The following is a 26590-nucleotide window of genomic DNA, read 5'->3' on the forward strand; positions in this document are numbered from 1 at the left end:
ATGTAGTGCCTGTGACGTACGACGATCTCCGCCGCCCACCGCTCGACGCGCTCGCCCTGTCCCGCGCGCTCACCCGCCCGGGGTCGCTGTGGCGCGACGTCGAGGTGGTCCCCGAGGCGCCGTCCACGAACGCGCTGGTGGCCGCGCGGGCGCGGGCCGGCGAGGCGCCCGGGCTGGTGGTGCTGGCCGAGCACCAGACCGCCGGCCGGGGCCGGCTGGGCCGGGTCTGGGAGACCCCGGCGGGGAGCGCGCTGACCTTCTCCCTGCTCGTCGCGCCGGACCGGGTGCCGGCGGCGCGGTGGCCGTGGCTGCCGCTGCTCACCGGGCTCGCGGTGGCCGAGGGGGTACGCCGGGTGACGGAGGTGGACTGCGCGCTGAAGTGGCCCAACGACGTGCTGGTGGGGGACCGCAAGGTCGCCGGCATCCTCGTCGAGCGGGTGGAGCACGCCGAGGGCGCGGCGGCCGTGGTCGGCGTCGGGCTGAACGTCTCGATGAGTGCCGAGGAGCTGCCGGTGCCCACCGCGACGTCGCTCGCGCTCGAGGGAGCCGCCACCACCGACCGGACGGTCGTGGTCCGCGAGGTGCTCCGGGCGTTCGAGGCGCTCTACGGCCAGTGGCAGGCCGAGGGCGGCGACCTGACCCGGGGCCTGCACGAGGCCTACGTGCGCCGCTGCGCCACGATCGGGCGGACGGTGCGGGTCGACCTGCCGACCGGGGAGCAGGTGCACGGGGAGGCCTCCAGGGTGGACGCGGACGGCCGGCTGGCGGTGACCACGGACCGCGGAACCCGGGTGCTCGGGGCCGGCGACGTGGTCCACGTCCGGGCCGTCTGACGCTCAGGTCGGCGTGACATGATGCGCTCGTGGCGATCTCGCGGAAACTGCTGGACGACGACGAGCGGGTGCTCGTGTCGACCAGGACGCACGTCAAGGCGCTGCTCGGTCCCGCGCTGGTGCTGATCGTGATCGCGGCCGTGGCGGGTGTGCTGGCGGGGCTCCCCACGGGAAAGGCGGCCCCGCTGCTCCAGGTCGTGGTCTGGGCCATCGCGTTCCTGCTGATCGCCCGTCTGGTTCTCCGGCCCGTGCTGCGCTGGCTGACCACGACGTACACCGTCACCGACCGCAGGATCATCACCCGCTCGGGCGTGCTCTCCCGGCGCGGCCACGACGTCCCGCTGGCCCGGGTCGACGACGTGGCCTACGAGCACGGTCTGGTCGACCGGCTTCTCGGCTGCGGCACGCTCGTCGTCGCCAGCGCGAGCGACCAGGGCCGCGTCCTCCTCCGCGACATCCCGCACGTCGAGCACGTGCAACGCACCGTCGCCGACCTGCTCTACGACAGCACCCGCCCCGGTGGCGCCGACCGGTCGCGGCCGGCCCCGCACCCGCAGGACCGATGACCGGATCGCAGCGGCCCCCGGCGACCGGGGACACCCCCTTCTCCCGGGACGAGCTCGAGCGGGCGATCCTCGGCGGCGAGCGCGGCCTCACCAGCACCGACCTGGCGGAGGCGGCCGGGGTCTCCGTCGAGGAGGCCCGCCGGCTGTGGCGCGCGCTCGGCTTCCCCGACGTGGGGGAGCAGGCCGCCTTCAGCGAGTCCGACCTCGACGCGCTCAGCACCCTGGTCGGGACCGTCGAGAACGGCGCGATCGACTTCGAGACCGCGGTCCGGATGACCCGGGCGGTCGGCCAGACGATGGCCCGCCTCGCGGACTGGCAGGTCGCCACGCTGACCCACCGGGTCGAGCAGCTCGAGTCCGGCGAGGAGGCCACCGGCAGCCGGATCGGCAGCGCGATGCGGATCGCCGAGCAGGTCGGCGAGCCGTTCGAGAAGATGCTGATCTACTCCTGGCGACGGCACCTCGCCGCGGCGGTCAGCCGGGTGGAGGCGCTCGGCGCGAACGACGAGGACCTGCACACCACCCAGGTGACGGTCGGGTTCGCCGACCTGGTCAGCTTCACCGCGCTGTCCAACGAGATGGACGAGGACCGTCTCGCGGACATGGTGGAGATCTTCGAGTCCCGCTGCGCCGACGTGGTCGCGGCCAAGCACGGCCGGGTGATCAAGACCCTCGGTGACTCGGTGCTGTTCGTCTCCGAGGACCCGGTCCGCGGTCTGGACATCGCGCACAACATCGTCGAGGTGATCGGCAAGGACAGCCGGCTGCCCGACGTACGCCTGGGTCTGTCCACCGGCTCGGTGATCATGCGGCTCGGCGACGTCTTCGGCCCGCCGGTGAACATGGCCGCTAGGCTGACCAGTGTCGCCCGCCGGAACCGGGTGATCACCGACCACGCCACCGCGGCCCTGCTGCCCCCCGAACGGTTCGACACCCGCACCCTCCCGGCGCGGCCGGTGCGCGGCTTCGGGGTGATGGAGCCGGTCGCCGTACGCCGCATCTGAGGCCCCGACCCGCCTGGTCACAACGGTCTAGACCGGGCCTGACACCAACGAGCCAAACTTTGTTGATTCGTGAACGGTGTCCGTTTTGTCTCTTTACGCTGGCGGAATGTTCAGTGTTCAGGGGGTGGACCTAGACGTGAAGTCACGTCGGGTATGGCGGGACGGGGTTGAGATCAGGATGTCGAACAAGGAGTTCGACCTTCTACACGCTCTCATCAGCCGGCCGGGGGAAATCGTCACGCGTGAAGAGTTGATGCGTGATGTGTGGCAGACGACGTTCTGGACGTCCGCCAAGACCATCGACGTGCATCTCGGATGGGTCCGCAAGAAGCTAGGCGACGACACACGCAGGCCTACGTTGATCACCACGATCAGGGGTAGGGGACTGCGGTTCGAGACCAGACCACCGGTGTACGCGGAGGCCCAGACGGCCACCTCGTGAGGCCACGGGTGGGCAGTGGGGCGGGCGTCGATACGCTCTCCCCGTGACCCTGCCTGCCCGAGACCATCACGACGCGACTCCGGTGCTTGCCATCATCGGCGGCGGCCAGCTCGCCCGGATGATGGCGCAGTACGCCGTGCCGCTCGGCCTGCCGTTACGACTGCTCGCCGAGGCTCCCGGCGTGTCCGCGGCCCAGGTGATCGTCGACTCCGAGGTCGGCGACTACCGCGACCTCGACACGTTGCGGAAGGTCACCGACGGCTGCGCCGTGGTCACGTTCGACCACGAGCACGTGCCGACCGAGCACCTCGTCGCGCTCACCGAGGCGGGGGTGGCCTGCCGGCCGGGCCCCGGCGCGCTGGTGCACGCCCAGGACAAGCGGGTGATGCGCGCGCGGCTCGACGAGCTCGACGTGCCGTCGCCCCGCCATGCCCTCGTGGCCGACCCGGCCGCGGTGGAGGCGTTCGCCGAGCGGGTGGGCGGCTTCCCGGTGGTGCTCAAGACCACCCGCGGCGGCTACGACGGCAAGGGCGTCTGGGTGGTCGGGTCCGCGGCGGAGGCCGAGGACGCCTTCGCGGTGGCCGCGTCCACGAACGTGTCGATCCTCGCCGAGGAGAAGGTCGACTTCCGCCGCGAGCTCTCCGCGCTCGTCGCCCGCTCGCCCTCCGGCCAGGCCGCGGCGTACCCGGTGGTGGAGTCGGTGCAGGTCGACGGGATCTGCAAGGAGGTCGTCGCGCCGGCGCCCGACCTGGCCGAGGACCTCGCGGTCGAGGCGCAGCAGATCGCGCTGAAGGTGGCCGGGGCGCTCGACGTCACCGGCATCCTGGCCGTCGAGCTGTTCGAGACCACCGACGGCCGGGTCCTGGTCAACGAGCTCGCGATGCGCCCGCACAACACCGGGCACTGGAGCATGGACGGCGCGGTCACCGGCCAGTTCGAGAACCACCTGCGGGCCGTGCTCGACCTCCCGCTGGGCTCGCCCGACGCCCGGCAGCCCTGGACGGTGATGGTCAACATCCTCGGGGGCGACGTCGGCCGGCTGTACGACGGATACCCTCACGTCTTCGCGCGCGACCCGCGCCTGAAGGTGCACCTGTACGGCAAGGACGTGAAGCCCGGGCGCAAGGTCGGTCACGTCACGGCGTACGGCGACGACCTCGACGACGTCCGCGAGCGGGCACGTCACGCAGCGGCATGGTTCCAGGGCGACCTGGGGATGGAGTCGGAATGAGCACGGACGACGTGACCTCCTCGGTGCCGGCCGGTGGGCCGCGGGTCGGGATCGTGATGGGGTCGGACTCCGACTGGCCCACGATGAAGGCCGCCGCCGAGGCGCTCGAGGAGTTCGGGGTGCCCTACGAGGCCGACGTGGTCTCCGCGCACCGGATGCCCGAGGAGATGCTCCGCTACGGCAAGGACGCCGCCGGTCGTGGCCTCGGGGTGATCATCGCGGGCGCGGGCGGCGCCGCGCACCTGCCGGGGATGCTCGCCGCGGTCACGCCGCTCCCCGTGGTCGGCGTGCCGGTGCCGCTGCGCTACCTCGACGGGATGGACTCCCTGCTCTCGATCGTGCAGATGCCCGCCGGGGTGCCGGTCGCGACGGTGGCCATCGGGAACGCCCGCAACGCCGGGCTGCTCGCCGTGCGCATCCTCGCCGCGTCCGACGCCGGGCTGCGGCAGAAGATGGAGGAGTTCCAGGAGTCGCTCGCCGAGAGCGCGCGAGCCAAGGGTGCCGCGGTCCGCGGGGACCGGGGACGCACGGTCGGCTTCGGCTGACCGACCCGTTCGCGGGGTCGGTCCGGCTCAGCCGTAGCGGGGCCACTCGATGACCGGGCAGGTGTCCATCACCATCGGCACGCCGGCCGCGGTCGTGCGGGCGAAGGCGTCGTGGTCGACTACCCCGAGCTGGAACCACACCGCCCGCGCGCCGATCGCGACCGCCTGGTCGGCGAACTCGCCGGCGCGCTCCGAGCGGCGGAAGACGTCGACGCAGTCGACCGGGAACGGCACCTCCGCCAGCGACGCGTAGCCGTCCTCGCCGAGCACGTGGTTGGCCTCCGGGTGGATCGGCACGACCCGCTTGCCGTGCTGCTGCAGGAAGCGGGCGACGCCGTACGCCGTCCGGGACGGGTCGCCGCCGAGGCCGACCACCGCCCAGGTCTCGCACTTCTCCAGCATGAAGCGGAGGTGCTCGGGGTCCTGCCAGGCCGGTGCGTGCGTCATGCCTCGACGGTAACCGCGAGGGGGTGGCCGCAAACGCTGGACGGCGTGGGGGAGGGCGCGAGTGTGTGGCGAACCTGGCACGGACGCACGGGGTTACTCGGGAGTAGAATCCGCCGCATGAGCGCTGAGTACCCGATGTTCGCCCTGTCCGAGGAGCACCAGGCCATCCGCGAGGCGGTGCGCGCGGTGTGCGACGCCAAGGTCGCCCCGCACGCCACCGAGGTCGACGAGTCCGGGCAGTTCCCGCAGACCGCCTACGACGCCCTCGCGGGCGCGGACTTCGCGGCCCCGCACATCGGGGAGGAGTACGGCGGCGCCGGCGCGGACGCGCTGGCCACCTGCATCGTGATCGAGGAGGTGGCCCGCGCCGACGCGTCCGCCTCGCTGATCCCCGGCGTGAACAAGCTCGGCACCCTCCCGCTGATCCTGGCCGGGTCGGAGGACCTGAAGAAGAAGTACCTGACGCCGGTCGCGGCGGGCGAGGCGATGTTCTCCTACTGCCTCTCGGAGCCGGAGGCAGGCTCGGACGCCGCGGCGATGAAGACCCGCGCGGTGCGCGACGGCGACGACTGGGTGCTCAACGGCGTGAAGCGCTGGATCACCAACGCCGGGCAGTCGCAGTTCTACACGGTGTTCGCCGTGACCGACCCCGAGAAGGGCGCCCGCGGCATCTCGGCGTTCGTGGTCGAGAAGGACGACGAGGGGGTCTCCTTCGGTGCGCCGGAGAAGAAGCTCGGCATCAAGGGCTCGCCGACCCGCGAGGTCTACTTCGACAAGGTCCGGATCCCCGCCGACCGGATGATCGGGGCGGAGGGCACCGGCTTCGCCACCGCGATGCGCGTGCTCGACCACACCCGGGTGACCATCGCCGCGCAGGCCGTGGGCATCGCGCAGGGCGCGCTCGACTACGCGCTCGGCTACGCCAAGGAGCGGCAGCAGTTCGGCAAGCCGATCGCGGACTTCCAGGGGCTCCAGTTCATGCTGGCCGACATGGGCATGAAGGTGGAGGCCGCGCGCCAGCTCACCTACGCCGCGGCCGGGCGCTCCGAGCGCGGCGACAAGGACCTCACGTTCTTCGGCGCCGCCGCGAAGTGCTTCGCGTCCGACACCGCCATGCAGGTCACCACCGACGCGGTGCAGGTGCTCGGCGGCTACGGCTACACCCGCGACTACCCGGTCGAGCGGATGATGCGCGACGCGAAGATCACCCAGATCTACGAGGGCACCAACCAGGTGCAGCGGATCGTGATGGCCCGCCAGCTCCTCGCCGGGGTGCAGTCCGAGCTCTGAGCGACGTCTGCGCAGGTCGGAGCAGCAAGAAACGAGGCCGCCATCAAGCCGGTGGCCATCCCGACGCCGAGGACGAACACGTGGGTGGACGTCCGGTGTCACCTCCCCGGGTGTCAGCCGGGCAGCCACACGGTGCCGCGTCACCCCGTGGAATGTGCGGTTCTGATGGCTGCGATGCGCCGGGGATGGATACTCGGCAGGTGGCTGGTTGTTGCGACCCGCGCGGGTGCCAGGAGATGTTCGGCGAGGGGTTCGCCCGCCGGATGGCGAAGCGGTATCGGCGCCGCGGTCTCGACGCGGCCGCCGGCCGGCTGGTCGACTTCCTCGCGGGCGACGGCCTGGACGGGGCGACCGTGCTCGAGGTCGGCGGTGGTGTCGGTGAGATCGGCCTGGAGCTGCTACGGCGTGGGGCCGCGTCGGTGACGAACGTCGAGCTGTCGACGGCCTACGACCTGGAGGCCCGCCGGCTGGCCGAGCAGCTCGGTGTCGCGGACCGGGTGCAGCGACGCATCGTGGACGTGGCTGCTGCCCCGGACGCCGTCGGCCCGGCCGACCTCGTGGTGCTGCACCGGGTGGTGTGCTGCTACCCGGACTACGAGCGGCTGCTGGGCGCTGCCGCGGACCTGTGCCGGAGCCGGCTGGCGTTCAGTCACCCGCCCCGCGACCTCGGCAGCAGGGCGGTCGTCGCGACGCAGAACGCGCTGTTCGCGCTGTGGGGCAAGGAGTTCCGGACGTTCGCGCACCCGCCGGAGGCGATGGTCGCCGTGGTGGCGAGCCGTGGCCTGAAGCCGGTGTATGCGCACCCAGGCTGGATCTGGCACGTCGAAGGTCTCGCGCGCTGAGCCGGGGGGAGACCTTGACCTCCTCCGCGACCCCTCACACAGTGCTTCGGACCGCAATGATGGAGGGGTGCGCGGAGTCCTGCTGGATCTCGACGGGGTCGTCTACGTGGGCGACGAACCGGTGCCCGGCGCCTCCGCCACGGTCGACTGGCTGGCGCGCGAGGGCGTTCCCGTCCGCTACCTGACCAACACCACCTCGCGTCCGAGGCGGGCGCTCGTCGACAAGCTGACGCGCATGGGCGTCACCGCCACCGCGGACCAGATCCTCACCCCCGCGGTGGCGGCGGTGTCCTGGTTGCGGCGGCACGACGTCGAGCGTCCGGCGCTGTTCGTCCCCGACGCCACGGCGACGGAGTTCGCCGGGCTGGACCCGCTCCCGGACGGGACCGAGGACGGCGCCGGGGCGGTCGTCGTCGGCGACCTCGGCGCGGGGTGGGACTTCGCGAGGCTCAACCGTGCGTTCCGGCTGCTCATGAGCGAGGCACGTCCACCGTTGGTCGCCCTCGGGCTGACCCGCTACTGGCGTGCCGAGGACGGGCTCCGGCTCGATGCGGGCGCGTTCGTCCGGGCGCTGGAGTACGCCACCGGGCGCACCGCCGTCGTTCTCGGGAAGCCGGACCCGGCGTTCTACCGCGCCGCGGTCGACGGCCTCGGCCTGGAACCCGGCCAGGTCGTGATGGTCGGGGACGACATCCGCTCCGACGTCGCGGGTGCGCAGCGGGCGGGCCTGGCCGGCGTCCTCGTGCGCACCGGCAAGTTCTCGCCTGCGGACCTCACCGGTGACGTGTCGCCCGACGCGGTGCTCGACTCCGTCGCCGACCTGCCGCGGTGGTGGACCGAGCGCTGAGGCCGCGGCTCGCGGACAGGCGGGTCAGCCCAGGTGGCCGCACGCCTCCGAGGGCGGCGCGTCCCGGTCGGCACCGCGGAGCACGAACACGTTCATGCCGCACGGCGTACCCACCTTGACGTACCGCTCGCGCATCACGTCGGCGAGCCGTCCCTCGTCGTCGAGGTCCCAGGCGTCGAAGTCGTACCACTGCACCACCCAGGTCGGGGCGTCCGGGCCGCGCAGCGTCCCGACGATCCTGTCCAGGTCCGGGTCGAGGGTGCGGGTGATGAGGCTCCACATGTAGGGGTAGGGGCTGTCCATGCCGGAGTGGTAGACCACGTTGGCCTGGCCCCAGATCACCACGACGGTGTCGCCGTCCTCGGCGCCTGCCGCCATCCACTCGCCGACGGCGGCCTCGTTGTCCGGCGTGCCGAGCAGGGGGTTGTACAGCCCCAGGTAGACCGCGACCAGCGCCGCTCCCGTCGCGACCACCGCCGCGAGGCGGGCGCCGAGCCCGGACCAGGTGACCGACGGGGCGACCAGTGCGGCGGCCATCGCCAGCGCGGGGATCGGTTGCAGCAGGTAGTCCGGCCACCAGTCACCGCCGGCCGCCATGCTCGCCAGGGTGAGGCCGAGCATCGCCCAGAGCGCGAACCAGGTGGGCCGCAGGTCGGGGCGCCGGCGAATCTCCCGGAACCCGGTGAGCAGGCAGACGACCAGGAGCAGCATCCCCGACAGGGTGGCCAGCCACAGCAGCAGCTGCATGCGGTCCAGCGGCTTCTCGGTGCCGACCCCCACGATCCGCGAGGCCGCCACCCGGTACCCGAACATCTGGAACCACCACTGCGCCGCGGTCATCCAGGTCGTGGCGAGCACGAGCCCCAGGGCGGCGGCCGCCACCAGCATCCCGACGAGACCGCCGGCCGCGACGCGGACGGCGTCGCCGGCCGAGATCGTGCGGGCCTGGAGGGAGGCGAGAAGCACGACGCCGGCGAAGACCAGACCGTCGGCGTAGCTCTGCACGACCAGCAGCGGGGCGATCGCCAGCACGCCGGCCATCACGGCCCGTCCGGCCGGGCGCGGACGCTGCACCGCGCTGAGGGTCAGCGCGCAGCAGAGCATGACCAGGGTCGCCGCCACCAGCCGCTCGTTCATCACGTCCGAGGAGAACGCGTAGGTCGAGCTCCAGGCGGCCGCCACCACCGCCGCCCACCCGGCGCCCGCACGGCCCCGCAGCAGGTGACCGGCCCAGCCGGCCGCCACCACCATCACGGCAGCGACCAGACCGGCGAGCAGCCGGAGTGCGAGGGGCCCGCCCAGGAGGTCGGCCAGCGCGTAGAACGCGACGAGCAGGATCCCGCGGCCCACGAAGTAGTCGCCGTAGAGGTAGGGCCCCTCCGCCCAGTTGTGCGCGATGATCAGCAGGCCGGCCTCGTCGGGCATCAGCGGCTTGGTGAGGAACGGCACGCGCACCGCGAGCGTGAACAGCACGCAGAGCGCGACCAGCCCGACGCTGCCGAGGCCCGGCAGGACCGCGCGGCTCCGCCTGCCGGGGGCCGGGCCCGCCGACCGCTCGTCCCGCTCGTCGGTCCCGCTCCGGGGTACGCCGCTCATCCTTCTCACTTTCGTGCTCGTCCTGCCCTGCGGCAGTCTCAGTCCTGCCAGGGGTAGAACGGCGGCATGTCCGTCGTACGGCCGGTGAAGTCGGGGTCGCGCTTCTCTCGGAAGGCCGCGACCCCCTCCTTCCCGTCGCCGACACTCGTGTAGAACATCGCGAGCGAGTCGACCCGGTGGGCCTCGAGGGGGTGCGGCTGCGCGGAGTTGCGGTACATCATCTGCCGGGCCAGCGCGGTGGCGACGGGGGAGCGGTTCGCGGTGAACCGCCGGGCCAGGGCGTACGCCGCGTCGAGCAGCTCGTCCTCGGGGTGCACGGAGCGGACCAGACCGCCCTCGTGGGCCTCCGCGGCGCTGAGGATGTCGGCGGAGTAGACCCACTCGAGCGCGCGGCTGATCCCCACGATCCGGGGCAGGAACCATGACGAGCAGGCCTCCGGGACGATCCCGAGCCTGCCGAACACGAACCCGATCCGGGCGCGTTCGGAGGCGAGCCTGACGTCCATCGGCAGCGTCATCGTCGCGCCGATGCCGACCGCGGCGCCGTTGATCGCGCCGATCACCGGCTTGGTGCACCGGTAGACCGCCAGGGCGACCCGGCCGCCGGTGTCGCGGACGCCGTCGTGCACGGCGGGGTCGTCGAGACGGTCGTGCAGGTCGGCCAGGGTCGGCCGCTGGTCCTCGTCGAGGCCGAAGACGTTGCCGTCCACGGAGAGGTCCATGCCCGCGCAGAACGCCCGGCCGCGGCCGGTGACCACGACGGCGGCCACCGCGTCGTCGGTGCTCGCCCGGTCGAACGCCGCGACGAGCTCGTCGGCCATGGTGACCGTGAACGCGTTCAGCTGCTCGGGCCGGTCCAGGGTCAGCGTGAGGATGCCGTCGTCGACGGTGTAGTCGAGGGTCTCGTAACCCACTAGTCCGCCAGCCCCGAGGCCTTGCACAGCTGCTTGGAGATGTCGGAGGTGCGGTCCTCCTTGATCAGGTCGAACATCTTCGGCGCGCGCTCGGGGTCCCAGTTGACCGCGAGGTCGGCGATCGGGACCGAGCAGGTCAGCCCCTCCTCACCGCTGACCCGGGTCATCGCCCAGGCGAAGCGCAGGGTGTCGAAGGGGCCGGTGTCCTCGCCGAGGCGCACCGACTCGGCGCCGGCCGAGGAGAGGCGGAAGTAGCGGAGCGGGTTGATCACCGACCACGGGGAGACGGCCTCCTTGCCGACCGCGCTGACCACCTCGCGCTGGTGCTGGGCGCGGTCGATGTCACCGAGGGAGGAGGTGTGCCGCGAACGGGCGTAGCCGAGGGCGGTGGGACCGTCCGCCTCCTGGCACCCCTTGGGGATGTCGAGGTTGGCGAGCTTGTCCTTCATCTTCTCCTTGGGGCAGATCTCGATGCCGCCCACGGCGTCGACCACGTTGACGAAGCCGGCGAAGCCGATCTCGACGTAGCTGTCGATGGCGATGCCGGTCTCGCCCTCCAGGGTCTTCACGAGCAGCTTCGGGCCGCCGTACGCGTAGGCGGCGTTGACCTTCTCGGTGCCGTAGCCGGGGACGTCGACGATCGAGTCGCGGGGGATGGAGAGCAGCAGGTTCGGCCCGGACCCGGTGTGCAGCAGCATGATCGTGTCGGTACGGCGGCCCTCCGCCTTGCCCGTGCCCAGCGCCTTGCGCTCGTCGGCGGACAGGCCCTCCCGGCTGTCGCTCCCCACGAGCAGGTAGGTGTGACCGGGCTGGTTCTCGGGTCGGTCGCCGTTCGGGTCGGCGTTGACCTTGTCGATCTTGGTCCACGCCCAGATCGGCACCGCGATGAGGAACACCAGCCAGAGCAGCAGGACGAGCTTCACCCAGCCGAACCGGCCGCGGCGCGACCTCTGCTTCGGGGGCGGGGTCGACCCGCCGCCCCGCGGCGAGGTGCGCGGGCGGTCCGACGGGGGGACCGGCGGCTGACCGCCGCTTCCTTCGCCCGGTCCGTCGCCGGGCCGGTTCATCGTGGGCATCACCCGCGTCGGCTCGGGGTCCGCGGGCGGCTGTCCCTGTGCGCCACCGCGGCCCGAGCGCTGCGAGCCGTAGAGCCAGTTGTACTCAGGCGACCCCTTCTCGGGGCTCCCTTCACTTCCCCGGGAACGGTTCGACATGGCGCAGACGCTACCTTGCCGGGCACACCCGCCGAGAGCACCACCTCGGGCCGTGCGGGCAACCGCCGCCGGGGCCGTCGGCGTGCCGCGCCGGCTGTGGCAGGTGTGGCTGGTGATACTTGGGGCTGTTTCATCCCGTCCGCAAGGACAGATCGAGAGGCACCGCTCATGCCACCCGCCACTTCCCCCGGGTTGGACGACCGGCTGGCTCGGGTGCGCTTCCGCCGCGCCGTGACCCTGATGGTCATGACGCTGTTCGTGCCCGGGTCCGCCCAGCTCGTCGCCGGCCGCCGCCAGGTCGGCCTCGTCGCGATCCGCGTCTGGCTCTCCGTCATCGGCGTGCTGACGTTCGTCGTGCTCGTCGGTCTGGTCTGGCACGGCTTCGTGATCTGGCTGCTCGTCCACTCGCTCGGGCTGGTCCGGCTCGTGCTGATGGTCCTCGCGGTCGGCTGGGCCGGGCTCTTCGTCGACGCCTGGCGCCTCGGCCAGCCCCTCGAGCTCCGGCAGAAGCAGCGGCTGGCGATGGTCGGGCTCAACGGCCTCCTGTGCTTCTCGGTGGCCGGCTCGCTGCTGTTCGCCTCCCACGTGGTCACGGTCCAGCGCGACTTCATCGCCGCCATGTTCGGTGACGGCACCGCCTCCGACCCCCACCACGGCCGCTACAACGTGCTGCTCCTCGGCGGTGACTCCGGCGTCGGCCGGTGGGGCCTGCGCCCGGACAGCATCACGGTCGCGAGCATCGACGAGGAGACCGGGCACACCGTCCTCTTCGGACTGCCGCGCAACATGGCGAACTTCCCCTTCGCCGAGGGGTCGGTGATGGCCGAGCAGTTCCCTGACGGCTACGACTGCGAGGGCTGCTACCTGAACTCGCTGAGCACCTTCGCGGCCGACAACCCGGAGCTGTTCGCGGGCTCCGACCACCCGGCGACCGTGGAGGCCGTGATCGAGGGCGTGGAGGGGATCACCGGCCTGCCGATCAACTACTACGCGATGGTCAACCTCAAGGGCTTCCAGCAGCTCGTCGACGCGGTCGGCGGGGTCAAGCTGAACGTGATGGACCGGATCCCGATCGGCGGCGTGGGCGGCCCGGTCACCGGCTACATCGAGCCGGGCTACCAGCGCCTGGACGGGTTCCAGACGCTCTGGTTCGCCCGCTCCCGCGAGGGCGCCGACGACTACTCCCGGATGGCGCGGCAGAAGTGCGTGATGGGCGCGATGCTGGACCAGCTCAGCCCGCAGGTCGTGGTCACCCGGTTCGAGCAGATCGCGAAGGCCGGCAAGGCGGTCGTGTCCACGGACCTTCCGGCCTCCGAGCTCGCCACCTTCATGGACCTCGCGCTCAAGGCCCGCGCCCTGCCGGTCTCGACGGTCTCGTTCGTCCCGCCGATGATCAACACCGCCGAGCCCGACATCGCGCTCGTGCGCGAGAAGGTCGCCGCCGCGATCGAGAAGTCTCAGTCGCGCGGGGAGAGCAAGGAGTCCGGCTCCGAGGAGTCCGCGTCCGGCGACGCGCCGGCCGCGCCGGCCGCGCCTGCGGAGCCGCACAAGAAGCGCCGCACGCCGGCTCCGGGCGTCCCGATGACCGGCGGCTCGATCGGCAGCCTCGCCGAGGGGTACGTCGCCAACGAGTCCGCCGACCTCTCGTCGGCCTGCTGATCCGGGCGACCGGACCGCTTGTAGGGTCGCCCCTGTGCCTCCCCGGATCGTCGCCGTCGTCGTCACCTGGAACCGGCGCGAGCTGCTCCGTGAGTCCCTCGCCGCCGTGCAGGCGCAGACCCTCGAGCCGGCGCGGGTCGTGGTGGTCGACAACGCATCCACCGACGGCACGGATGAGCTGCTCCGCGACGAGTACGCCCACCTCGAAGTGGTCCGGCTCACCCGGAACACCGGCGGCGCCGGGGGGTTCGCGGCGGGCGTCGAGCGGGCGCTGACCTTCGCCCCCGACCTGGTCTGGCTGCTCGACGACGACACCGTCCCCACGCCGACCGCCGCCGAGGCGCTCGGCCGGGCCTGGACGTCGTACGGCGCCGGCCGCGACGGGTCCGCCCCCGCGCAGCGGCCCAGCGTCCTGGCCAGCCGGGTGGTCTGGACCGACGGCCGCGACCACCCGATGAACACGCCGCGCACCAAGCCCGGCGCATCCGCGGCCGAGCTCGCGGCGGCCGCCGCCATCGGCTGCACGCCGGTGCGCTCGGCGTCGTTCGTCTCGATCATGTGCGACGCGGACGTGATCGGCGAGCGGGGCCTCCCGGTCGCCGACTACTTCTTGTGGAACGACGACTTCGAGTACTCCACCCGGCTGATCCGCGACCGGGTCGGGCTCTACTGCCCCGACAGTGTCGTGGTGCACAAGACCCGGACCTTCGGCTCCACCGACGCCGACCCGGGGGAGCGGTTCTTCTACGAGGTCCGCAACAAGGTGTGGCTGTTCTCGCGCAGCACCGGGCTGAGCCCCGCCGAGAAGGCGCTGTACGGCGGCTCGACCCTGCGTCGCTGGGCCCGGACGTTCGCGGGCTCGGAGGACCGCGGCACGCTCGCGCGGGGGCTCGCCCGGGGGATGGCGGCGGGGCTGCGGCGCGGCCCCCGGTCCAACGGCGCGGTGCTCGCCGAGGCCGGCTGGTCGCACCTCGGTCGCGACGACGCCGAGGAGGCGCCCGCCCCGCCCGCCGAGCCGCAGCCGTTCTCGCTGCTGCTCTCCACCTACGGCGGGGACACCCCGGAGTTCCTGCGCCTGGCGTTCACCTCGACCGTGCAGGAGCAGACCCGGCGGCCGGACGAGGTGGTCCTGGTCCAGGACGGACCGGTGCCGCCGGAGCTCGCCGAGACCATCGCGGACCTCGCCGCGACCAGCCCGGTGCCGGTGAAGCACGTGGTGATGGAGGACAACGTGGGCCTCGGGCCGGCGCTCGACCGCGGCCTCGAGGCGTGCGCGCACGAGATCGTGGCCCGGATGGACTCCGACGACGTGAGCCGGCCCGACCGCTTCGAGCGGCAGCTCCCGCTCGTCGAGGCGGGCGCGGACATCGTGGGGTCGGGGCTCTACGAGTTCGGCTCCGGCGTGGACGACGTGGTCGGCCGCCGTACCCCTCCCACGGACCCCGGGACGATCCGCCGGGTGATCCGCTTCCGGGACCCGTTCAACCACCCGACCGTGGTCTACCGGCGCAGCGCGGTGCTCGCCGCCGGCGGCTACACCGACATGGCCCTGATGGAGGACTACCTCCTGTTCACCCGGATGGTCGAGGCCGGTGCCCGCCCCGCGAACGTGGCGGAGCCGCTGGTCTACTACCGTGTCGGGGCCGGCGCCTACGCCCGCCGCGGCGGCAGGGAGCTGCTCCGTTCGGAGCTCGCCCTGCAGCGGCGGTTCCGCGAGCTGGGTATCACCAGCCGCGGGGAGTACCTGCGCAACGTCGCCGTCCGGGGGGGCTACCGGCTGGTGCCGGAGTCTGTGAGAAAGGTCGCCTACCGCCGCCTGCTGGCCAACAGAGGTGTGCGGACGGGTGGCTAGACTGTCGCGGCAATCCCACCTAGGAGTTTTTTCGTGAACGTTGATCTCGTCATCGTCGGGTCCGGTTTCTTCGGACTCACGATCGCTGAGCGCTGTGCCAACGAGCTCGGCCTCAAGGTGCTCGTGCTCGAGCGGCGCCACCACCTCGGCGGCAACGCCTACAGCGAGGCCGACGCCGAGACCGGCATCGAGATGCACGTCTACGGCGCCCACCTGTTCCACACCTCCAACGAGAAGGTGTGGGAGTACGTCAACCGGTTCACCAGCTTCACCAACTACCAGCACCGGGTGTTCGGCCAGTACAACGGGCAGGTCTACTCGCTGCCGATGAACCTGGCCCTGATCAACTCGTTCTTCGGCAAGTCGCACACGCCCGACGAGGCGCGAGCCCTGATCGCCGAGCAGGCCGGCGAGTTCGACACCGCCGAGGCCGCCAACTTCGAGGAGAAGGCGATCTCCCTCATCGGGCGCCCGCTCTACGAGGCGTTCATCAAGGGTTACACCGCCAAGCAGTGGCAGACCGACCCGACGAAGCTCAGCGCGGACATCATCACGCGCCTGCCGGTCCGCTACAACTTCGACAACCGCTGGTTCAACGACAAGTACGAGGGCCTCCCGGTCGACGGCTACACCGCCTGGCTGACGAAGATGGCCGACCACCCGAACATCGAGGTGCGGCTCGAGACCGACTTCTTCGACGTCGCCGACGAGTTCAAGAGCAAGGTCCCGATCGTCTACACGGGCCCGGTCGACGAGTACTTCGGCAACTCCGAGGGCAAGCTCTCCTGGCGCACCGTCGACCTCGAGGCCGAGGTCAAGCAGGTCGACGACTTCCAGGGCTGCGCGGTCATGAACTACAACGACCAGGACGTGCCCTGGACCCGGATCCACGAGTTCAAGCACTTCCACCCCGAACGCACCTACATCAAGGGCAAGACCGTCATCGTCCACGAGTACTCCCGGTTCGCCGAGGACGACGACGAGCCGTACTACCCGATCAACACCGCCGAGGACCGCGAGAAGCTGCTCAAGTACCGCGAGCTCGCGAAGCAGGAGCCGATGGTGCTCTTCGGTGGGCGGCTGGGCACCTACAAGTACCTCGACATGCACATGGCCATCGGCTCGGCCCTGTCGATGTTCGAGAACAAGCTCAAGCCGCACTTCACCTCGGGCGAGCAGCTCGTCAGTGGCGGCGTCGACGAGTGACGAGGAACCACGTGGTGGACCCGTCCCGGGTCCCCGACGTCCCGCTGACCGCGCCCGGTGACAGCGGCGGCCTGCACAACGTCTTCCGGCAGCGCTACCTGCTGCGCCTGCTCGTGCGCAAGGAGCTCAAGGCCAGGTACCAGGGCTCGGTGCTCGGCCTGCTCTGGTCCTACGTGCAGCCGGCGGTGCGCTTCCTGGCGTACTTCCTCGTCATCGGCGTGGTGCTCGGCCAGCAGCGCGGTGTGGAGAACTTCGCCATCCACATCTTCAGCGCGATGGTGATGGTGCACTACTTCACCGAGACGTTCTCGTCCGGGACGCGGTCGATCGTGCGCAACAAGAACATCCTGCAGAAGATGAGCCTGCCGCGGGAGATGTTCCCGGTCGCCTCGATGCTGGTGTCGGCGTACCACACGTTCCCGCAGATCGTGATCCTGCTCGTCGGCGTCGTCCTCACCGGGTGGAGCCCGACGCCGTACGACGTCGCCGCGGGCCTGCTCGGGTTCACGATCATCGCCGTCTTCGGCATGGCGCTCGCGCTCGTCTTCAGCGCCGCCAACGTGTTCTTCCGCGACTTCCAGAACATCGTGCAGACCTTCTCGATCTTCGTGATGTGGTCGGTGCCGATGATCTACTCCTACGAGCGGATCGAGAACCTCGCCGGCGGCACGGTGTGGGAGCAGGTGTACCTCGCCAACCCCATCGCCAACGGCGTGATGCTCTTCCAGCAGCTGTTCTGGGTGCCCACCGTGCCCGAGGGTTCGGATCTCCCCCCGGTCATGCCCGACGACCTGATGACCCGCGGCCTCGTGGTGCTCGCGGTGTGCCTGGTCCTGCTCGCCCTCGCCCAGGTCGTCTTCACCCGCCTCGAGGCCAAGTTCGCGGAGCGCCTCTGATGTCTGAGTCCATCGTCGTCGAGAACGCCAGCAAGCGGTTCACGATGCAGTACACCAAGACGATCAAGCAGATGACGATCGCGGCGCTGCGGCGCCAGCCGCTCAGCGACAGCTTCCTGGCCGTCGACGACGTCTCCTTCACCGTCGAGCAGGGCGAGTCGATCGGGCTGATGGGCCTCAACGGCTCCGGCAAGAGCACCCTGCTCAAGCTGATCTCCGGCGTGATGCGCCCGGACGCGGGCAGCGTGCTCACCCGGGGCCGGATCGCCGGGCTGATCGCCGCGGGGGCGGGCTTCCACCCGCAGCTCACCGGCCGCGAGAACCTCTTCCTCAACGCCGCGATCCTGGGCATGAGCGAGGCGGAGACCAAGCGGAAGTACGACCAGATGGTGGACTTCGCCGACGTCGGCAAGTTCCTCGGCACCCCGGTGGGCCACTACTCCTCGGGCATGGCCGCGCGGCTCGGGTTCGCGGTCGCCGCGTTCGCCGACTCCGACATCTTCCTGGCCGACGAGGTGCTCGCGGTGGGGGACCGTCCCTTCAAGCGCAAGTGCATGCGGCGCATGGAGGAGATCAAGAAGGAGGGGCGCACGCTGTTCTACGTCAGCCACGCCCCCGGCTCGGTCCGCAAGATGTGCGACCGGGCACTCGTGCTCGTCAACGGCCGGCTCGGTTTCGACGGCCCCGTCGAGGAGGGTCTGCGCTTCCTCCAGTACGACGACTCGGAGACCGACTCCGACGACGACCTCGGCGCCGACATCTGACGACGCCGGGGCGCGCTGCGCGCTCCTGACGAGAATCCCCAACCAGGGCTGGCGAATTACACCTCTGTAGTTAAGAGGAACCGCTGGCGCGCCCCTGTTACTGGTGTGAAACTTGGTTCTCCTGTGACTGACCGAAATGCCTGGAGTGCCTTGACATGCCCGAGAACCGCAGTCGCTTCGTCCTGATGTGCCAGCAGCTGCTGGCGTTCGGGACCGTCCTCGCAGTCGCAGCTCCGGCGGCCTCCGTCGTCACGCTCGACATCGTCGCCCCGGACCCGGTCCCCGCCTCCGGCGGAGTTCCCACGGACCGCGTGGGCGCTGCGGTCGTGGCCTCGGCCCCGACCCGCCCCGACGTCCGGGAGATCCCGGTTGCCGGTATTGCGCGGTCCGCTCTCCAGGGTGCCACGGCGGCCGCGGTCGCGCGGCGGAACGGGAACGTCGGCGACGGTGAGCGGCTCGCGGCGCTCAGCGAGCCGCAGGACGTCTCCGGCTACGCCACCGTCGGGGTCACCTGGGAGCACGGGGTGCAGGTCGACGAGGACGAGATCACGGTCTCGGTGCGCAGCCTCGAGGACGGGGAGTGGGGGGAGTGGCAGCCGATCGAGTACCACGACGACCACGGCCCCGACCCCGACAGCGAGGAGGCGCGCAACGCCCGTCCCGGCACCGACCCGATCGTCGTCGGCGCGGTGGACGAGGTCCAGGTCAAGATCGAGACCCCCGACGGCGAGGTCCCCGCGGACACCGAGCTCGCGGTGATCGACCCGGGTGCCACCGCCGGCGCGACCGTCGAGAAGCCGGCCATCGACACCGCGGAGCTGCCGTCGGCCCAGGGCGACGCGTCGCTGGCCTCCGCAACGACCGGTGCCACCGACGCGACCGACCCGGAGGCGGACGACCTCGGGGTGCTCACCGCGACGGCCGAGGTCACCCCGAAGCCGAAGATCTTCTCCCGGGCGCAGTGGGGCGCCGACGAGCGGATGCGCGACAAGTCCTCGCTGTCCTACTACGAGGTGCACGCGGGCTTCGTCCACCACACGGTGAACGCCAACGACTACACGCGCGACCAGGTGCCCCAGCTGCTGCGCGGCATCTACGCCTACCACACCCAGTCCAAGGGCTGGAGCGACATCGGCTACAACTTCGTGGTCGACCGGTTCGGCCGGATCTGGGAGGGCCGGTACGGCGGCGTCGACCGCCCCGTCGTGGGCGCGCACACGCTGAACTACAACGAGTACTCGTTCGCGATGTCGGCGCTCGGCAACTTCGACGTCGCCAAGCCGTCCTCGGCGATGCTCGACGCCTACGGCCGGCTGTTCGCCTGGAAGCTCTCGCTGCACGGCGTGAAGGCCGGCTCGACGAGCCAGGTGGTCGGGTCCTCGACGTTCAAGGCGATCAACGGCCACCGCGACGCGGGCCAGACCGCCTGCCCCGGCCGCTACCTCTACGCGAAGGTCCCCGACATCCGCACGCTCGCGGTCCAGTACCAGAAGCCGTTCAGCAGCCGCGCCCGCTCCGCCGACCTCGCCGGCAGCCCCTGGCCCGACATGGTGGTGCGCGACCAGGAGACCAAGCGCGCCTTCGTGGTCCGCACCGGCGGGCAGGTCGGCTTCCAGAAGGCCGGTCCCGCCGACAAGGGCTTCGGCGCGATGGACCTGCTCACCGCGGTCCGCGACGTGACCGGTGACGGCATCCCGGACATGGTCGGCCGCAACGGCTCGACCAAGTCGACCGCGGTCTACCCCGGCACCGCGCAGGGAGACTTCGGTGCGGCCGTCTCCAGCACGATGCGGTTCGCCGGCGCCGACCAGATGACCGGCGCCATGGACATGACCGACGACGGCAAGAACGACCTGGTCGTGCGCAGCGGCACCAGCAAGAAGCTCTACGTGTACCCGGGCAACGGGCAGGGCGGCTTCCGCAAGCCGCGGCTGCTCTCCGCGTCGTGGGGCGCCTACTCGATGACCATCGGTGCGGCGGACATGAACAAGGACGGGCACGACGACCTCGTGGTCAAGGCCGCGGACCGGCTGTACCTGGTCCCCGGCACGGGCACGGGGCTCGGCAGCCGGGTCCGGCTGCCCGGCCGCTTCGGCGCCTACGACCTGATCGGCGGCCTCGGCGACGTCACCAACGACGGCAAGGCCGACCTGGTCGCTCGCGCCCGCCAGTCCAAGCTGGGCTACATCTTCCCGGGCACCGGGACCGGCTCGGTCGGCCAGAAGTTCGGGCCGTTCACCACGTTCCGGAACGCCACCTACCTCGGTGTCGACGGCCAGCTGGCCGGCAACAGCCGCAACGACGTCGTGACCCGCAACTCCCGCGGCGGGCTGCTGGTGCACCCGAACAACGGTGCCAAGAACGTCGAGGGGATCGTGGACACCGGTACGTCGCTGGCCGGCACCAACCTCGTGCTCAACGTCGGTGACTGGAACGGCGACGGTCACGGGGACGTGATGACCCGGGTCGCGGCCACCGGCGTGATGCAGCTTCGCCTGGGCGACGGCCGGGGCAAGCTCGCGCCGCCCGTCGCGGCCGGCTCCGGCTGGAAGTCGATCGGCCTCGTCGCCGCGGTCGGTGACTTCACCGGCGACGGCTTCCCGGACCTGATGGGCCAGCCGAGCGGCGCCGCGATGCGGATCTACCCCGGCAACGGCTCCACCGGCTTCAAGTCCAGCTACGTGGCCCACTCCTCGATCGCCTCGACCGGGCAGACCGGGCTGGGGCTGTGGGACGGCGACGGCTCGCCCGACAGCCTCATGCGACGCAGCGACGGCACGCTCCAGCTCTACCCGGGCAACGGCCCGGGCGGGCTGCTGAACCCGACCAGGATCGGGTCGGGCGCGTCCCGCTACGACTGGCTGCAGAGCGTGGGCGACGCGAACGGCGACGGCCGTCCGGACCTCGTCGGCCGCGAGCGGACCACCGGCGTGCTGTGGCTGGTCCCGGGGGCGCGCAACGGCTTCGGCACGCCGCGCTTCCTCAAGGACGGCTTCGCGAGGTTCGACCTCTCCAGCTGAGCAGCACCGCCCCGGTCACGAGGAGCGGGCGACCCGTCGTTGCACGGTCGCCCGCTCCTCGTCGTACCGGGCCCGCCACCGGGACTCGTCGGGGTTGGCCACCCACACCGTGCCCCCTCCGCCGAGCACCGGCGAGAGCAGCGTGTCCACCCCGTCGCGGGTGCAGGGGTTCACGTCGGTCAGCAGCCGGCCGCCGCGGGGGAAGGGGGTGACCGAGGCGAGCAGAGCCGCCTGGCCGGTGACGCCGTCCGCGTCGCGCCAGGCCGGGTCGTCCGCCGTCGGCGGGTCGTAGGAGACGAACGCGTCCGGCTGGGCGAGCACCACCGCCCCGTAGTCGACCACCCCGCTCGGCAGCGGCTCGGTGAACCGGCCGCCGAGCGGCCGCAGCGAGATCGCCACCACCGGGCGGTCGACGGCGGAGCCGGCGTAGTCTGCTACCCCGTCCGGCCCGCAGACGACCAGGTCGGCCTCGTCGGCCAGGGTGCGGTCGGTGGTGACGGCCTGGCCGCCGGTCCACGCGGCGCCGAGCCACACCGCGCCGAGCCAGTGCGTGGGCAGGTCGAGGAGCACCAGCGCCCCCCGCTCGACGTCGAGCTCGTCCTGCACCAGGCTCGCGGTCTTGGCGACCCAGTTGGCGTACGTCGTCACCGACAGCTCCACGCGCTCGCCGGTCGCGTCGTCGTAGAAGGTCACGAGCGGGCGGGCGGCGTCGGTGCGCAGCGCGTCGGACAGGACGGCGGGGAAGGTGGAGGGAGTCACCTCGCCACTCTACGAAAGATGACAGGATGAGCCGCATGTCGCACCGCGCCGAAGCCGTCATCGTCGCGGGGGGATTCGGTACGCGCCTGCTGCCCCTGACCGCCCGCCGACCCAAGCACCTGCTCAACGTCGGCGGGGTGCCCTTCCTCGAGCACCAGATCGCCCGGCTGGCCGAGGCCGGGGTGGACCACGTCGTGCTGGCCACGTCGTACCGCGCCGAGCTCTTCGAGCCGGTGCTCGGCGACGGGAGCCGCTGGGGGGTGCGCCTCGACTACGTCATGGAGGACGAGCCGCTCGGGACCGCGGGCGCGATCCGCAACGTCGCCGGGGCCCTGCGCGACGACCCCGACGGTGCCGTGGTGATCCTCAACGGCGACATCCTCTCCGGGCACGACCTCCGCGGGCAGCTCGATGACTTCGCGATCCCGCGTGAGGGACGACCCGTCGACGTCTCGCTGCACCTGGTCGAGGTGGAGGACGCGCGCGCCTTCGGCTGCGTCCCGACCGACGCCTCGGGCCGGGTCACCGGCTTCACGGAGAAGTCCGACAACCCCGTGACCCGGCAGATCAACGCCGGCTGCTACGTCTTCCGCCGCGGCGTGATCGACGAGATCCCGGCCGGCCGGGTGGTCTCGGTGGAGCGGGAGACCTTCCCGCGGCTCGTCGCCGAGGACCGGCTGGTGGTGGGCTTCGTGGACACCGCGTACTGGCGCGACGTGGGGACTCCGGCGTCGCTGGTCGGCGCCTCGCGGGACCTGGTCCTCGGTACGGCGCCCACCGTGGCCACCGACGCCCCCACCGGGCAGGCCCGCGTGGCCGGCGGCGCCACCGTCGAGGAGGGCGCGAAGGTCACCGGCGGCTCGCTGGTCGCGGAGGGCGCCCTCGTGGAGTCCGACGCCGTGGTCCGTGGCAGCGTGGTGCTGGAAGGGGCCGTCGTCTCGGCGGGCGCGACCGTGACCGACTCGGTCGTCGGCCCCGGCGCGAAGGTCGGGACCGGGGCGCACCTGCAGGACGTGACGCTCGGGGACGACGCCACGGTGGCCGCGGGGGCCCGCCTCGACGGCGACCGGGTGGACTGCGGCGCCCACGTCGGCTGACGGGCGCGGGACCCTGTCGCGCAGCCGGGGGCCGGTGCCGGCGCCGGGTGCGGGTGACCGACCCGCCAGGAGCGCAGGCGGTCCTAGAGGACGCCGAGGTGCTCGAGCCAGCCGACCCCGCCGAGGATCGCCGCGAACCGCAGCCAGCGGCCGGCCAGGCCGACGCCGAGGAACAGCGCGAGGTGCATCCCGAGCTGGCCGGCGACGACCGACAGCACCGCGAACGGCGGGAGCCCCACCACCGCGGACACGAAGACCAGGCAGCCCGCGAGGAACGGCCGACTGTCCGTGCGCCGGCGCCACAGCTCCAGGCGCGCCCGCTGCGAGGGCTTGTCGATCTTGCGGCGCACCCACCCCCAGCCCAGCGAGCTGGCGCCCAGCCGGTACCAGAGGTACTTGCCGACCATCTGGCCCAGCGCGGCCGCGAGGCTGAGCAGCCACACCGGGCCCACGCCGGACACCGCGGCCCTGACGCTGATGTAGGCCTCGATGTTGACGAGGGGGAACAGCGCCGAGGTGAAGCCGATGGCGAGCAGGCTGAGGAGTTCGCGCAACAGGTGCTCCTCGGCCTGGGCTGGTCAGACGGTGGTCGGCGTACGGCCGGGGGCGCGGCCGGGGTCGGTCAGGACGCGTTCGGCTCGGGGGAGTCGGTGTAGGGGTAGTCCTCGACGAAGGTGGCGACGGCCTCGCCGCTGGGCTCGGCGCAGTACTGCGTGATGCCGCGCTGCCCCTCCTCGTTGCCGTTCGTGCCGCCCATCGACCAGTGTGTCATCGCGACGTGCATGCCCTTCGGGAACGGGTCGCCGTCCTCGCCGGTCCAGGGGGCGGCGATGAACTTGTTCTCGAAGTCCGAGCCGGGGAACTTGTTGGCGATCGCCTTCACGTCGGCCAGCTTGGCATCGTCCCCGGCGATGGTCTCGTCGTACCAGAGGATGTTGTAGCCGTGCTCGAGGTTGTGCACGAGGTAGCCGAGCTCGGGCCGGTCCTGCGCGGTGTAGAACTTGCGCGACATCGGCGCCCAGGTCGGGTAGTGCGAGCCGGAGGCCGGCGGGGCGTCCGGGTAGGTGAGCTGCTCGGTCTCCGGCCGGTGGTCCGCGGAGCCGGTGGCGGTGGCGGAGCTGACGTCCTGGCAGTTCGCGGCGGCCGACTTCACGCCGAGCGCGGCCAGGTCGCGGCGGCTCAGCTCGTTCTGCGTGAGGGCGTCCTTGACGACCGGGTACGCGGCCAGACCGATGATGAGCAGGCCGACGGCCACGCAGGCGCCGACGATGGCGTAGGTGCGCTTCTTCTCGGCACGCTGCTGATCGCGTCGCATCTGCTCGACGACGGCGCGTCGGTCCTTGTCGCTGCTGGTCTTGGCCACGTCTGAAGCTCTCGTTCCGGGCTGGAGGTGCGGTCGGGGGTGAGTCTACGGAGTCGCCGCGACGAACCGCAGCACGACGCGGGCGCCGGTGGCGTCGGCCACACGGGGGACGGCGCCGGCGGCGTGCCAGCCGTGCGCGTACGCGACCGTCGTGATCCGCTCCTCCAGCCGGCCGAGCGCGTGTCCGCTCGCGGCGTCGGTGGCGCCGGGGAGGTCCACGGTCACCGCGGTGCCGTCGTCCGCGACCACGACGTCGCACCCCGGCTCGCCGGCGGCCGCCCCGGCCAGGCCCTCGGTCAGCGCGCCGGCCAGGGTCTGCGCGGGGGAGGGTGCGCCGAAGCCGCGCGGCTCCCGGCGGCGTACGGCGTGGAGGACCGCCTCGCGGGCGCCGAGCCCGAACATGTCGTGCGCCTCGTCACGGACCAGCGCGGCCGCCCCCGGCCCGTGCTCGTCCGGCGGCAGCACCAGCGCGGCCAGCCCGCGGACGACGGCCGCCGGCGCGCGGCGCAGCTTGCCCTTGACCAGGTCGGCCGCCCCCGCCACCTCGTCGGCGAGGGCCGGGGCCGTCACCGCGAGCACGTTGCCGTAGCCGTCCTCGCGCCCGGCGTGGTCCTCGAGCACCTCGATGCCGGCGGCGCCGACCGCGATGTCGGTCTGTCCGTTGCGCCATGCCCGGCCGGCGGTGTCGGTGACCAGCACCGCGACGTTGGGCCCACCGTCGCGCGCCACCCGCTCGCGGAGGGCACGAGCCGAGGCGTCCGGGTCGGCCGGGAGCAGCACCAGCGTCCCGGGCTCGGTGTTGGAGGCGTCGATGCCGGCCGCGGCCATCACGAGCCCGTGGTGCGTGCGGACGATCGACGTACCGCCGCGGACCGCGACCACCCGGTCGGTCTCCCCGGCCAGCGCCTCTTCCTTCGGCGCGGTCACCACCCGGCCCTCGGCCTTGCTCACCACCTTGCTGGTCACCACGAGCACGTCGCCGTCCCGCAGCGGCGCCGCGGCGGCGAGCAGGGCGGCCAGGTCGTCGCCGGCCCGCACCTCGCCCACGCCGGTGACGGGCAGGCAGGTGACCCCGTCGTACGACGCGCTCATCGCACCGCGCGAGCAGCGGCGACGGCGTAGGCCTCGCGGACCATCGCCGCGGTCGCCTCCTCGTCGGTCATCATCAGCGGCACCGCACGGACGTCGATCCCGGCGTCGCGGACCCGGTCCACCTCCGCCGCGTCGGCGGTGTCGACCAGCCAGCCGTCGAGGACGCCGCCGCGGTCCCGCGCGCCGTAGTGCTCGGCCACGGCTGCGGCACTGGTCTCCACGCCGATCGCCGCGAGCATCTGCGCCGCCATGCCCCGAACGTGCCGGCCGGCCACGATCGGGGAGAGCCCGACGACGGGGGCGGACGCGGCGCGCAGCGCGTCGCGGATCCCGGGCACGCCCAGAATCGTGCCGACCGACACCACCGGGTTCGACGGGGGGAGGAGGACGACGTCGGCCGCCGCGATCGCCTCGAGCACGCCCGGGGCGGGGGCCGACTCCTCGATGCCGACCGGGACGACGGCGCGCGCGGGGACCTCGGCGCGCAGCCGGATCCAGTACTCCTGGAAGTGCACGACACGCTGCCCCGAGGGAGCCGTGGCGTCGTCGACCGCCACGTGGGTCTCCACCCGGTCGTCGGTCATCGGCAGCAGCGTGACCCCCGGCTGCCACCGCTGGCACAGCGCCGCGGTCACCGCGGAGAGCGGGTAGCCGGCCTCAAGCATCTGGGTGCGCACCAGGTGCGTGGCCAGGTCGCGGTCGCCGAGCCCGAACCAGGTGGGCTCGACGCCGTACGCCTCCAGCTCCTCCTTGGCGTGCCAGGTCTCGTCGGTGCGACCCCAGCCGCGCTCGGCGTCGATCCCGCCGCCGAGGGTGTACATCACCGTGTCGAGGTCGGGGCAGACCTTGAGGCCGTGCAGCCAGATGTCGTCGGCGGTGTTCGCGACCACGGTGACCTCGGGGGCGGCCGCGGCGGTGCCGGGGGAGGCGTGGTGGTGCAGCAGTCCCTGGAGGAAACGGGCGCCGCCGACACCGCCCGAGAGCACGACGATGCGCGCGGGGGAGAAGGGGGACGTCATGGGGGGCTCTCTAACCGCAATGACCCGAGCGGGTCAACTTGCCGGGCGTGTCGGGGCTATAGCAGATGTGGGCTTGACTTCCATGCTTTGAC

The 26590-nt window shown here is 72.0% G+C and carries 25 protein-coding genes; 16 read left to right on the forward strand and 9 right to left on the reverse strand.

Annotated features, from left to right (window positions below; genetic code table 11):
• Window positions 1–11 precede the first annotated feature (11 nt).
• The 6 genes from K1X13_RS16415 to purE all read left to right on the forward strand — a co-directional run bounded on the left by K1X13_RS16415 (window position 12) and on the right by purE (window position 4621).
• Window positions 12–833 carry a biotin--[acetyl-CoA-carboxylase] ligase gene (locus K1X13_RS16415; protein WP_308249600.1) on the forward strand — a complete coding sequence of 274 codons (822 nt, stop codon included), beginning with the start codon at window positions 12–14 and terminating at the stop codon, window positions 831–833.
• Window positions 834–862: 29 nt separating this feature from the next.
• The gene (locus K1X13_RS16420; protein ID WP_221026225.1) at window positions 863–1399 is read left to right on the forward strand and encodes a PH domain-containing protein; all 537 of its coding nucleotides are present in this window, start codon (window positions 863–865) and stop codon (window positions 1397–1399) included.
• Window positions 1396–2403, forward strand: coding sequence for an adenylate/guanylate cyclase domain-containing protein (locus K1X13_RS16425; protein WP_221026226.1), 1008 nt, complete (start codon window positions 1396–1398; stop codon window positions 2401–2403). The genes K1X13_RS16420 and K1X13_RS16425 overlap by 4 nt, the downstream gene beginning before the upstream one ends.
• A 106-nt stretch (window positions 2404–2509) precedes the next feature.
• Complete coding sequence (locus tag K1X13_RS16430) at window positions 2510–2845, forward strand: winged helix-turn-helix domain-containing protein (RefSeq protein WP_221026227.1); 336 nt, start codon at window positions 2510–2512, stop codon at window positions 2843–2845.
• Window positions 2846–2888: 43 nt separating this feature from the next.
• Complete coding sequence (locus K1X13_RS16435) at window positions 2889–4076, forward strand: 5-(carboxyamino)imidazole ribonucleotide synthase (protein WP_221026228.1); 1188 nt, start codon at window positions 2889–2891, stop codon at window positions 4074–4076.
• The gene (purE, locus tag K1X13_RS16440) at window positions 4073–4621 is read left to right on the forward strand and encodes a 5-(carboxyamino)imidazole ribonucleotide mutase (RefSeq protein ID WP_221026229.1); all 549 of its coding nucleotides are present in this window, start codon (window positions 4073–4075) and stop codon (window positions 4619–4621) included. Before K1X13_RS16435 ends, purE begins: the two co-directional genes overlap by 4 nt.
• Before the next feature lie 27 nt (window positions 4622–4648).
• Here the strand turns inward: purE and K1X13_RS16445 are convergent, their stop codons facing one another.
• A complete protein-coding gene (locus tag K1X13_RS16445; protein WP_221026230.1) occupies window positions 4649–5068 on the reverse strand; it encodes a CoA-binding protein in 420 nt (139 codons plus the stop codon).
• A gap of 117 nt (window positions 5069–5185) precedes the next feature.
• Between K1X13_RS16445 and K1X13_RS16450 the strand changes: the two genes are divergently transcribed.
• From K1X13_RS16450 to K1X13_RS16460, 3 genes are all read left to right on the forward strand, one after another.
• Entirely contained in the window at window positions 5186–6358 is a 1173-nt protein-coding gene (locus tag K1X13_RS16450) for an acyl-CoA dehydrogenase family protein (protein WP_221026231.1), read from the forward strand.
• A 200-nt stretch (window positions 6359–6558) separates the two neighbouring features.
• Window positions 6559–7200, forward strand: a complete 642-nt coding sequence (locus K1X13_RS16455) for a methyltransferase domain-containing protein (protein WP_221026232.1) — start codon at window positions 6559–6561, stop codon at window positions 7198–7200.
• Between the two features lie 67 nt (window positions 7201–7267).
• On the forward strand, window positions 7268–8047 hold the full coding sequence (locus K1X13_RS16460; RefSeq protein WP_221026233.1) for a TIGR01458 family HAD-type hydrolase: 780 nt from the start codon (window positions 7268–7270) through the stop codon (window positions 8045–8047).
• A 24-nt stretch (window positions 8048–8071) separates the two neighbouring features.
• Here K1X13_RS16460 and K1X13_RS16465 read toward each other — a convergent pair whose 3' ends face one another.
• Genes K1X13_RS16465 through K1X13_RS16475 form a run of 3 tightly spaced genes read right to left on the reverse strand, consistent with a single transcriptional unit; the run spans window position 8072 to window position 11771 of the window.
• Complete coding sequence (locus K1X13_RS16465) at window positions 8072–9643, reverse strand: hypothetical protein (protein WP_221026234.1); 1572 nt, start codon at window positions 9641–9643, stop codon at window positions 8072–8074.
• 38 nt (window positions 9644–9681) lie between these two features.
• Window positions 9682–10557 carry a crotonase/enoyl-CoA hydratase family protein gene (locus K1X13_RS16470; RefSeq protein ID WP_221026235.1) on the reverse strand — a complete coding sequence of 292 codons (876 nt, stop codon included), beginning with the start codon at window positions 10555–10557 and terminating at the stop codon, window positions 9682–9684.
• Window positions 10557–11771 carry an LCP family protein gene (locus K1X13_RS16475; protein ID WP_221026236.1) on the reverse strand — a complete coding sequence of 405 codons (1215 nt, stop codon included), beginning with the start codon at window positions 11769–11771 and terminating at the stop codon, window positions 10557–10559. Before K1X13_RS16475 ends, K1X13_RS16470 begins: the two co-directional genes overlap by 1 nt.
• 168 nt (window positions 11772–11939) lie before the next feature.
• Between K1X13_RS16475 and K1X13_RS16480 the strand changes: the two genes are divergently transcribed.
• The 6 genes from K1X13_RS16480 to K1X13_RS16505 all read left to right on the forward strand — a co-directional run bounded on the left by K1X13_RS16480 (window position 11940) and on the right by K1X13_RS16505 (window position 21168).
• On the forward strand, window positions 11940–13430 hold the full coding sequence (locus K1X13_RS16480; RefSeq protein ID WP_221026237.1) for an LCP family protein: 1491 nt from the start codon (window positions 11940–11942) through the stop codon (window positions 13428–13430).
• A gap of 34 nt (window positions 13431–13464) precedes the next feature.
• Entirely contained in the window at window positions 13465–15282 is a 1818-nt protein-coding gene (locus K1X13_RS19760; RefSeq protein WP_308249601.1) for a glycosyltransferase, read from the forward strand.
• Window positions 15283–15315: 33 nt separating this feature from the next.
• The gene (gene glf, locus K1X13_RS16490; protein ID WP_221026238.1) at window positions 15316–16488 is read left to right on the forward strand and encodes a UDP-galactopyranose mutase; all 1173 of its coding nucleotides are present in this window, start codon (window positions 15316–15318) and stop codon (window positions 16486–16488) included.
• A complete protein-coding gene (locus tag K1X13_RS16495; RefSeq protein WP_221026239.1) occupies window positions 16485–17384 on the forward strand; it encodes an ABC transporter permease in 900 nt (299 codons plus the stop codon). Before glf ends, K1X13_RS16495 begins: the two co-directional genes overlap by 4 nt.
• Window positions 17384–18148, forward strand: a complete 765-nt coding sequence (locus K1X13_RS16500; protein WP_221026240.1) for an ABC transporter ATP-binding protein — start codon at window positions 17384–17386, stop codon at window positions 18146–18148. The genes K1X13_RS16495 and K1X13_RS16500 overlap by 1 nt, the downstream gene beginning before the upstream one ends.
• 155 nt (window positions 18149–18303) lie before the next feature.
• The gene (locus K1X13_RS16505; protein WP_221026241.1) at window positions 18304–21168 is read left to right on the forward strand and encodes an FG-GAP-like repeat-containing protein; all 2865 of its coding nucleotides are present in this window, start codon (window positions 18304–18306) and stop codon (window positions 21166–21168) included.
• A 15-nt stretch (window positions 21169–21183) separates the two neighbouring features.
• Here the strand turns inward: K1X13_RS16505 and K1X13_RS16510 are convergent, their stop codons facing one another.
• Window positions 21184–21927 (reverse strand): TIGR03089 family protein, encoded by a 744-nt coding sequence (locus K1X13_RS16510; RefSeq protein ID WP_221026242.1) that lies wholly within the window; start codon window positions 21925–21927, stop codon window positions 21184–21186.
• A 26-nt stretch (window positions 21928–21953) separates the two neighbouring features.
• On the opposite strand from K1X13_RS16510, the gene K1X13_RS16515 reads away from it, so the two are divergent.
• Entirely contained in the window at window positions 21954–23024 is a 1071-nt protein-coding gene (locus K1X13_RS16515) for a nucleotidyltransferase family protein (protein WP_221026243.1), read from the forward strand.
• 83 nt (window positions 23025–23107) lie between these two features.
• On the opposite strand, the gene K1X13_RS16520 is transcribed toward K1X13_RS16515, so the two are convergent.
• The 4 genes from K1X13_RS16520 to cofD form a co-directional block, all read right to left on the reverse strand.
• Window positions 23108–23578 carry a VTT domain-containing protein gene (locus K1X13_RS16520; protein WP_221026244.1) on the reverse strand — a complete coding sequence of 157 codons (471 nt, stop codon included), beginning with the start codon at window positions 23576–23578 and terminating at the stop codon, window positions 23108–23110.
• 68 nt (window positions 23579–23646) lie between these two features.
• On the reverse strand, window positions 23647–24387 hold the full coding sequence (locus K1X13_RS16525) for a DUF3105 domain-containing protein (protein ID WP_221026245.1): 741 nt from the start codon (window positions 24385–24387) through the stop codon (window positions 23647–23649).
• A 45-nt stretch (window positions 24388–24432) separates the two neighbouring features.
• On the reverse strand, window positions 24433–25479 hold the full coding sequence (locus tag K1X13_RS16530; protein ID WP_221026246.1) for a coenzyme F420-0:L-glutamate ligase: 1047 nt from the start codon (window positions 25477–25479) through the stop codon (window positions 24433–24435).
• Entirely contained in the window at window positions 25476–26498 is a 1023-nt protein-coding gene (gene cofD / locus K1X13_RS16535; RefSeq protein ID WP_221026247.1) for a 2-phospho-L-lactate transferase, read from the reverse strand. Before cofD ends, K1X13_RS16530 begins: the two co-directional genes overlap by 4 nt.
• Between the last annotated feature and the right edge of the window lie 92 nt (window positions 26499–26590).

The sequence above is a fragment of the Nocardioides jiangsuensis genome (assembly GCF_019679455.1).
Lineage (GTDB): Bacteria > Actinomycetota > Actinomycetes > Propionibacteriales > Nocardioidaceae > Nocardioides_C > Nocardioides_C jiangsuensis.

What these genes read in the sequence shown, in the direction of transcription:
- K1X13_RS16425 (WP_221026226.1), top strand. Translation starts at nt 1,396, where the DNA reads ATGACCGGATCGCAGCGGCCCCCGGCGACCGGGGACACCCCCTTCTCC.
- K1X13_RS16430 (WP_221026227.1), top strand. Translation starts at nt 2,510, where the DNA reads ATGTTCAGTGTTCAGGGGGTGGACCTAGACGTGAAGTCACGTCGGGTA.
- purE (WP_221026229.1), top strand. Translation starts at nt 4,073, where the DNA reads ATGAGCACGGACGACGTGACCTCCTCGGTGCCGGCCGGTGGGCCGCGG.
- K1X13_RS16445 (WP_221026230.1), bottom strand. Translation starts at nt 5,068, where the DNA reads ATGACGCACGCACCGGCCTGGCAGGACCCCGAGCACCTCCGCTTCATG.
- K1X13_RS16450 (WP_221026231.1), top strand. Translation starts at nt 5,186, where the DNA reads ATGAGCGCTGAGTACCCGATGTTCGCCCTGTCCGAGGAGCACCAGGCC.
- K1X13_RS16465 (WP_221026234.1), bottom strand. Translation starts at nt 9,643, where the DNA reads ATGAGCGGCGTACCCCGGAGCGGGACCGACGAGCGGGACGAGCGGTCG.
- K1X13_RS16475 (WP_221026236.1), bottom strand. Translation starts at nt 11,771, where the DNA reads ATGTCGAACCGTTCCCGGGGAAGTGAAGGGAGCCCCGAGAAGGGGTCG.
- K1X13_RS16480 (WP_221026237.1), top strand. Translation starts at nt 11,940, where the DNA reads ATGCCACCCGCCACTTCCCCCGGGTTGGACGACCGGCTGGCTCGGGTG.
- K1X13_RS16500 (WP_221026240.1), top strand. Translation starts at nt 17,384, where the DNA reads ATGTCTGAGTCCATCGTCGTCGAGAACGCCAGCAAGCGGTTCACGATG.
- K1X13_RS16505 (WP_221026241.1), top strand. Translation starts at nt 18,304, where the DNA reads ATGCCCGAGAACCGCAGTCGCTTCGTCCTGATGTGCCAGCAGCTGCTG.
- K1X13_RS16515 (WP_221026243.1), top strand. Translation starts at nt 21,954, where the DNA reads ATGAGCCGCATGTCGCACCGCGCCGAAGCCGTCATCGTCGCGGGGGGA.
- K1X13_RS16530 (WP_221026246.1), bottom strand. Translation starts at nt 25,479, where the DNA reads ATGAGCGCGTCGTACGACGGGGTCACCTGCCTGCCCGTCACCGGCGTG.
- cofD (WP_221026247.1), bottom strand. Translation starts at nt 26,498, where the DNA reads ATGACGTCCCCCTTCTCCCCCGCGCGCATCGTCGTGCTCTCGGGCGGT.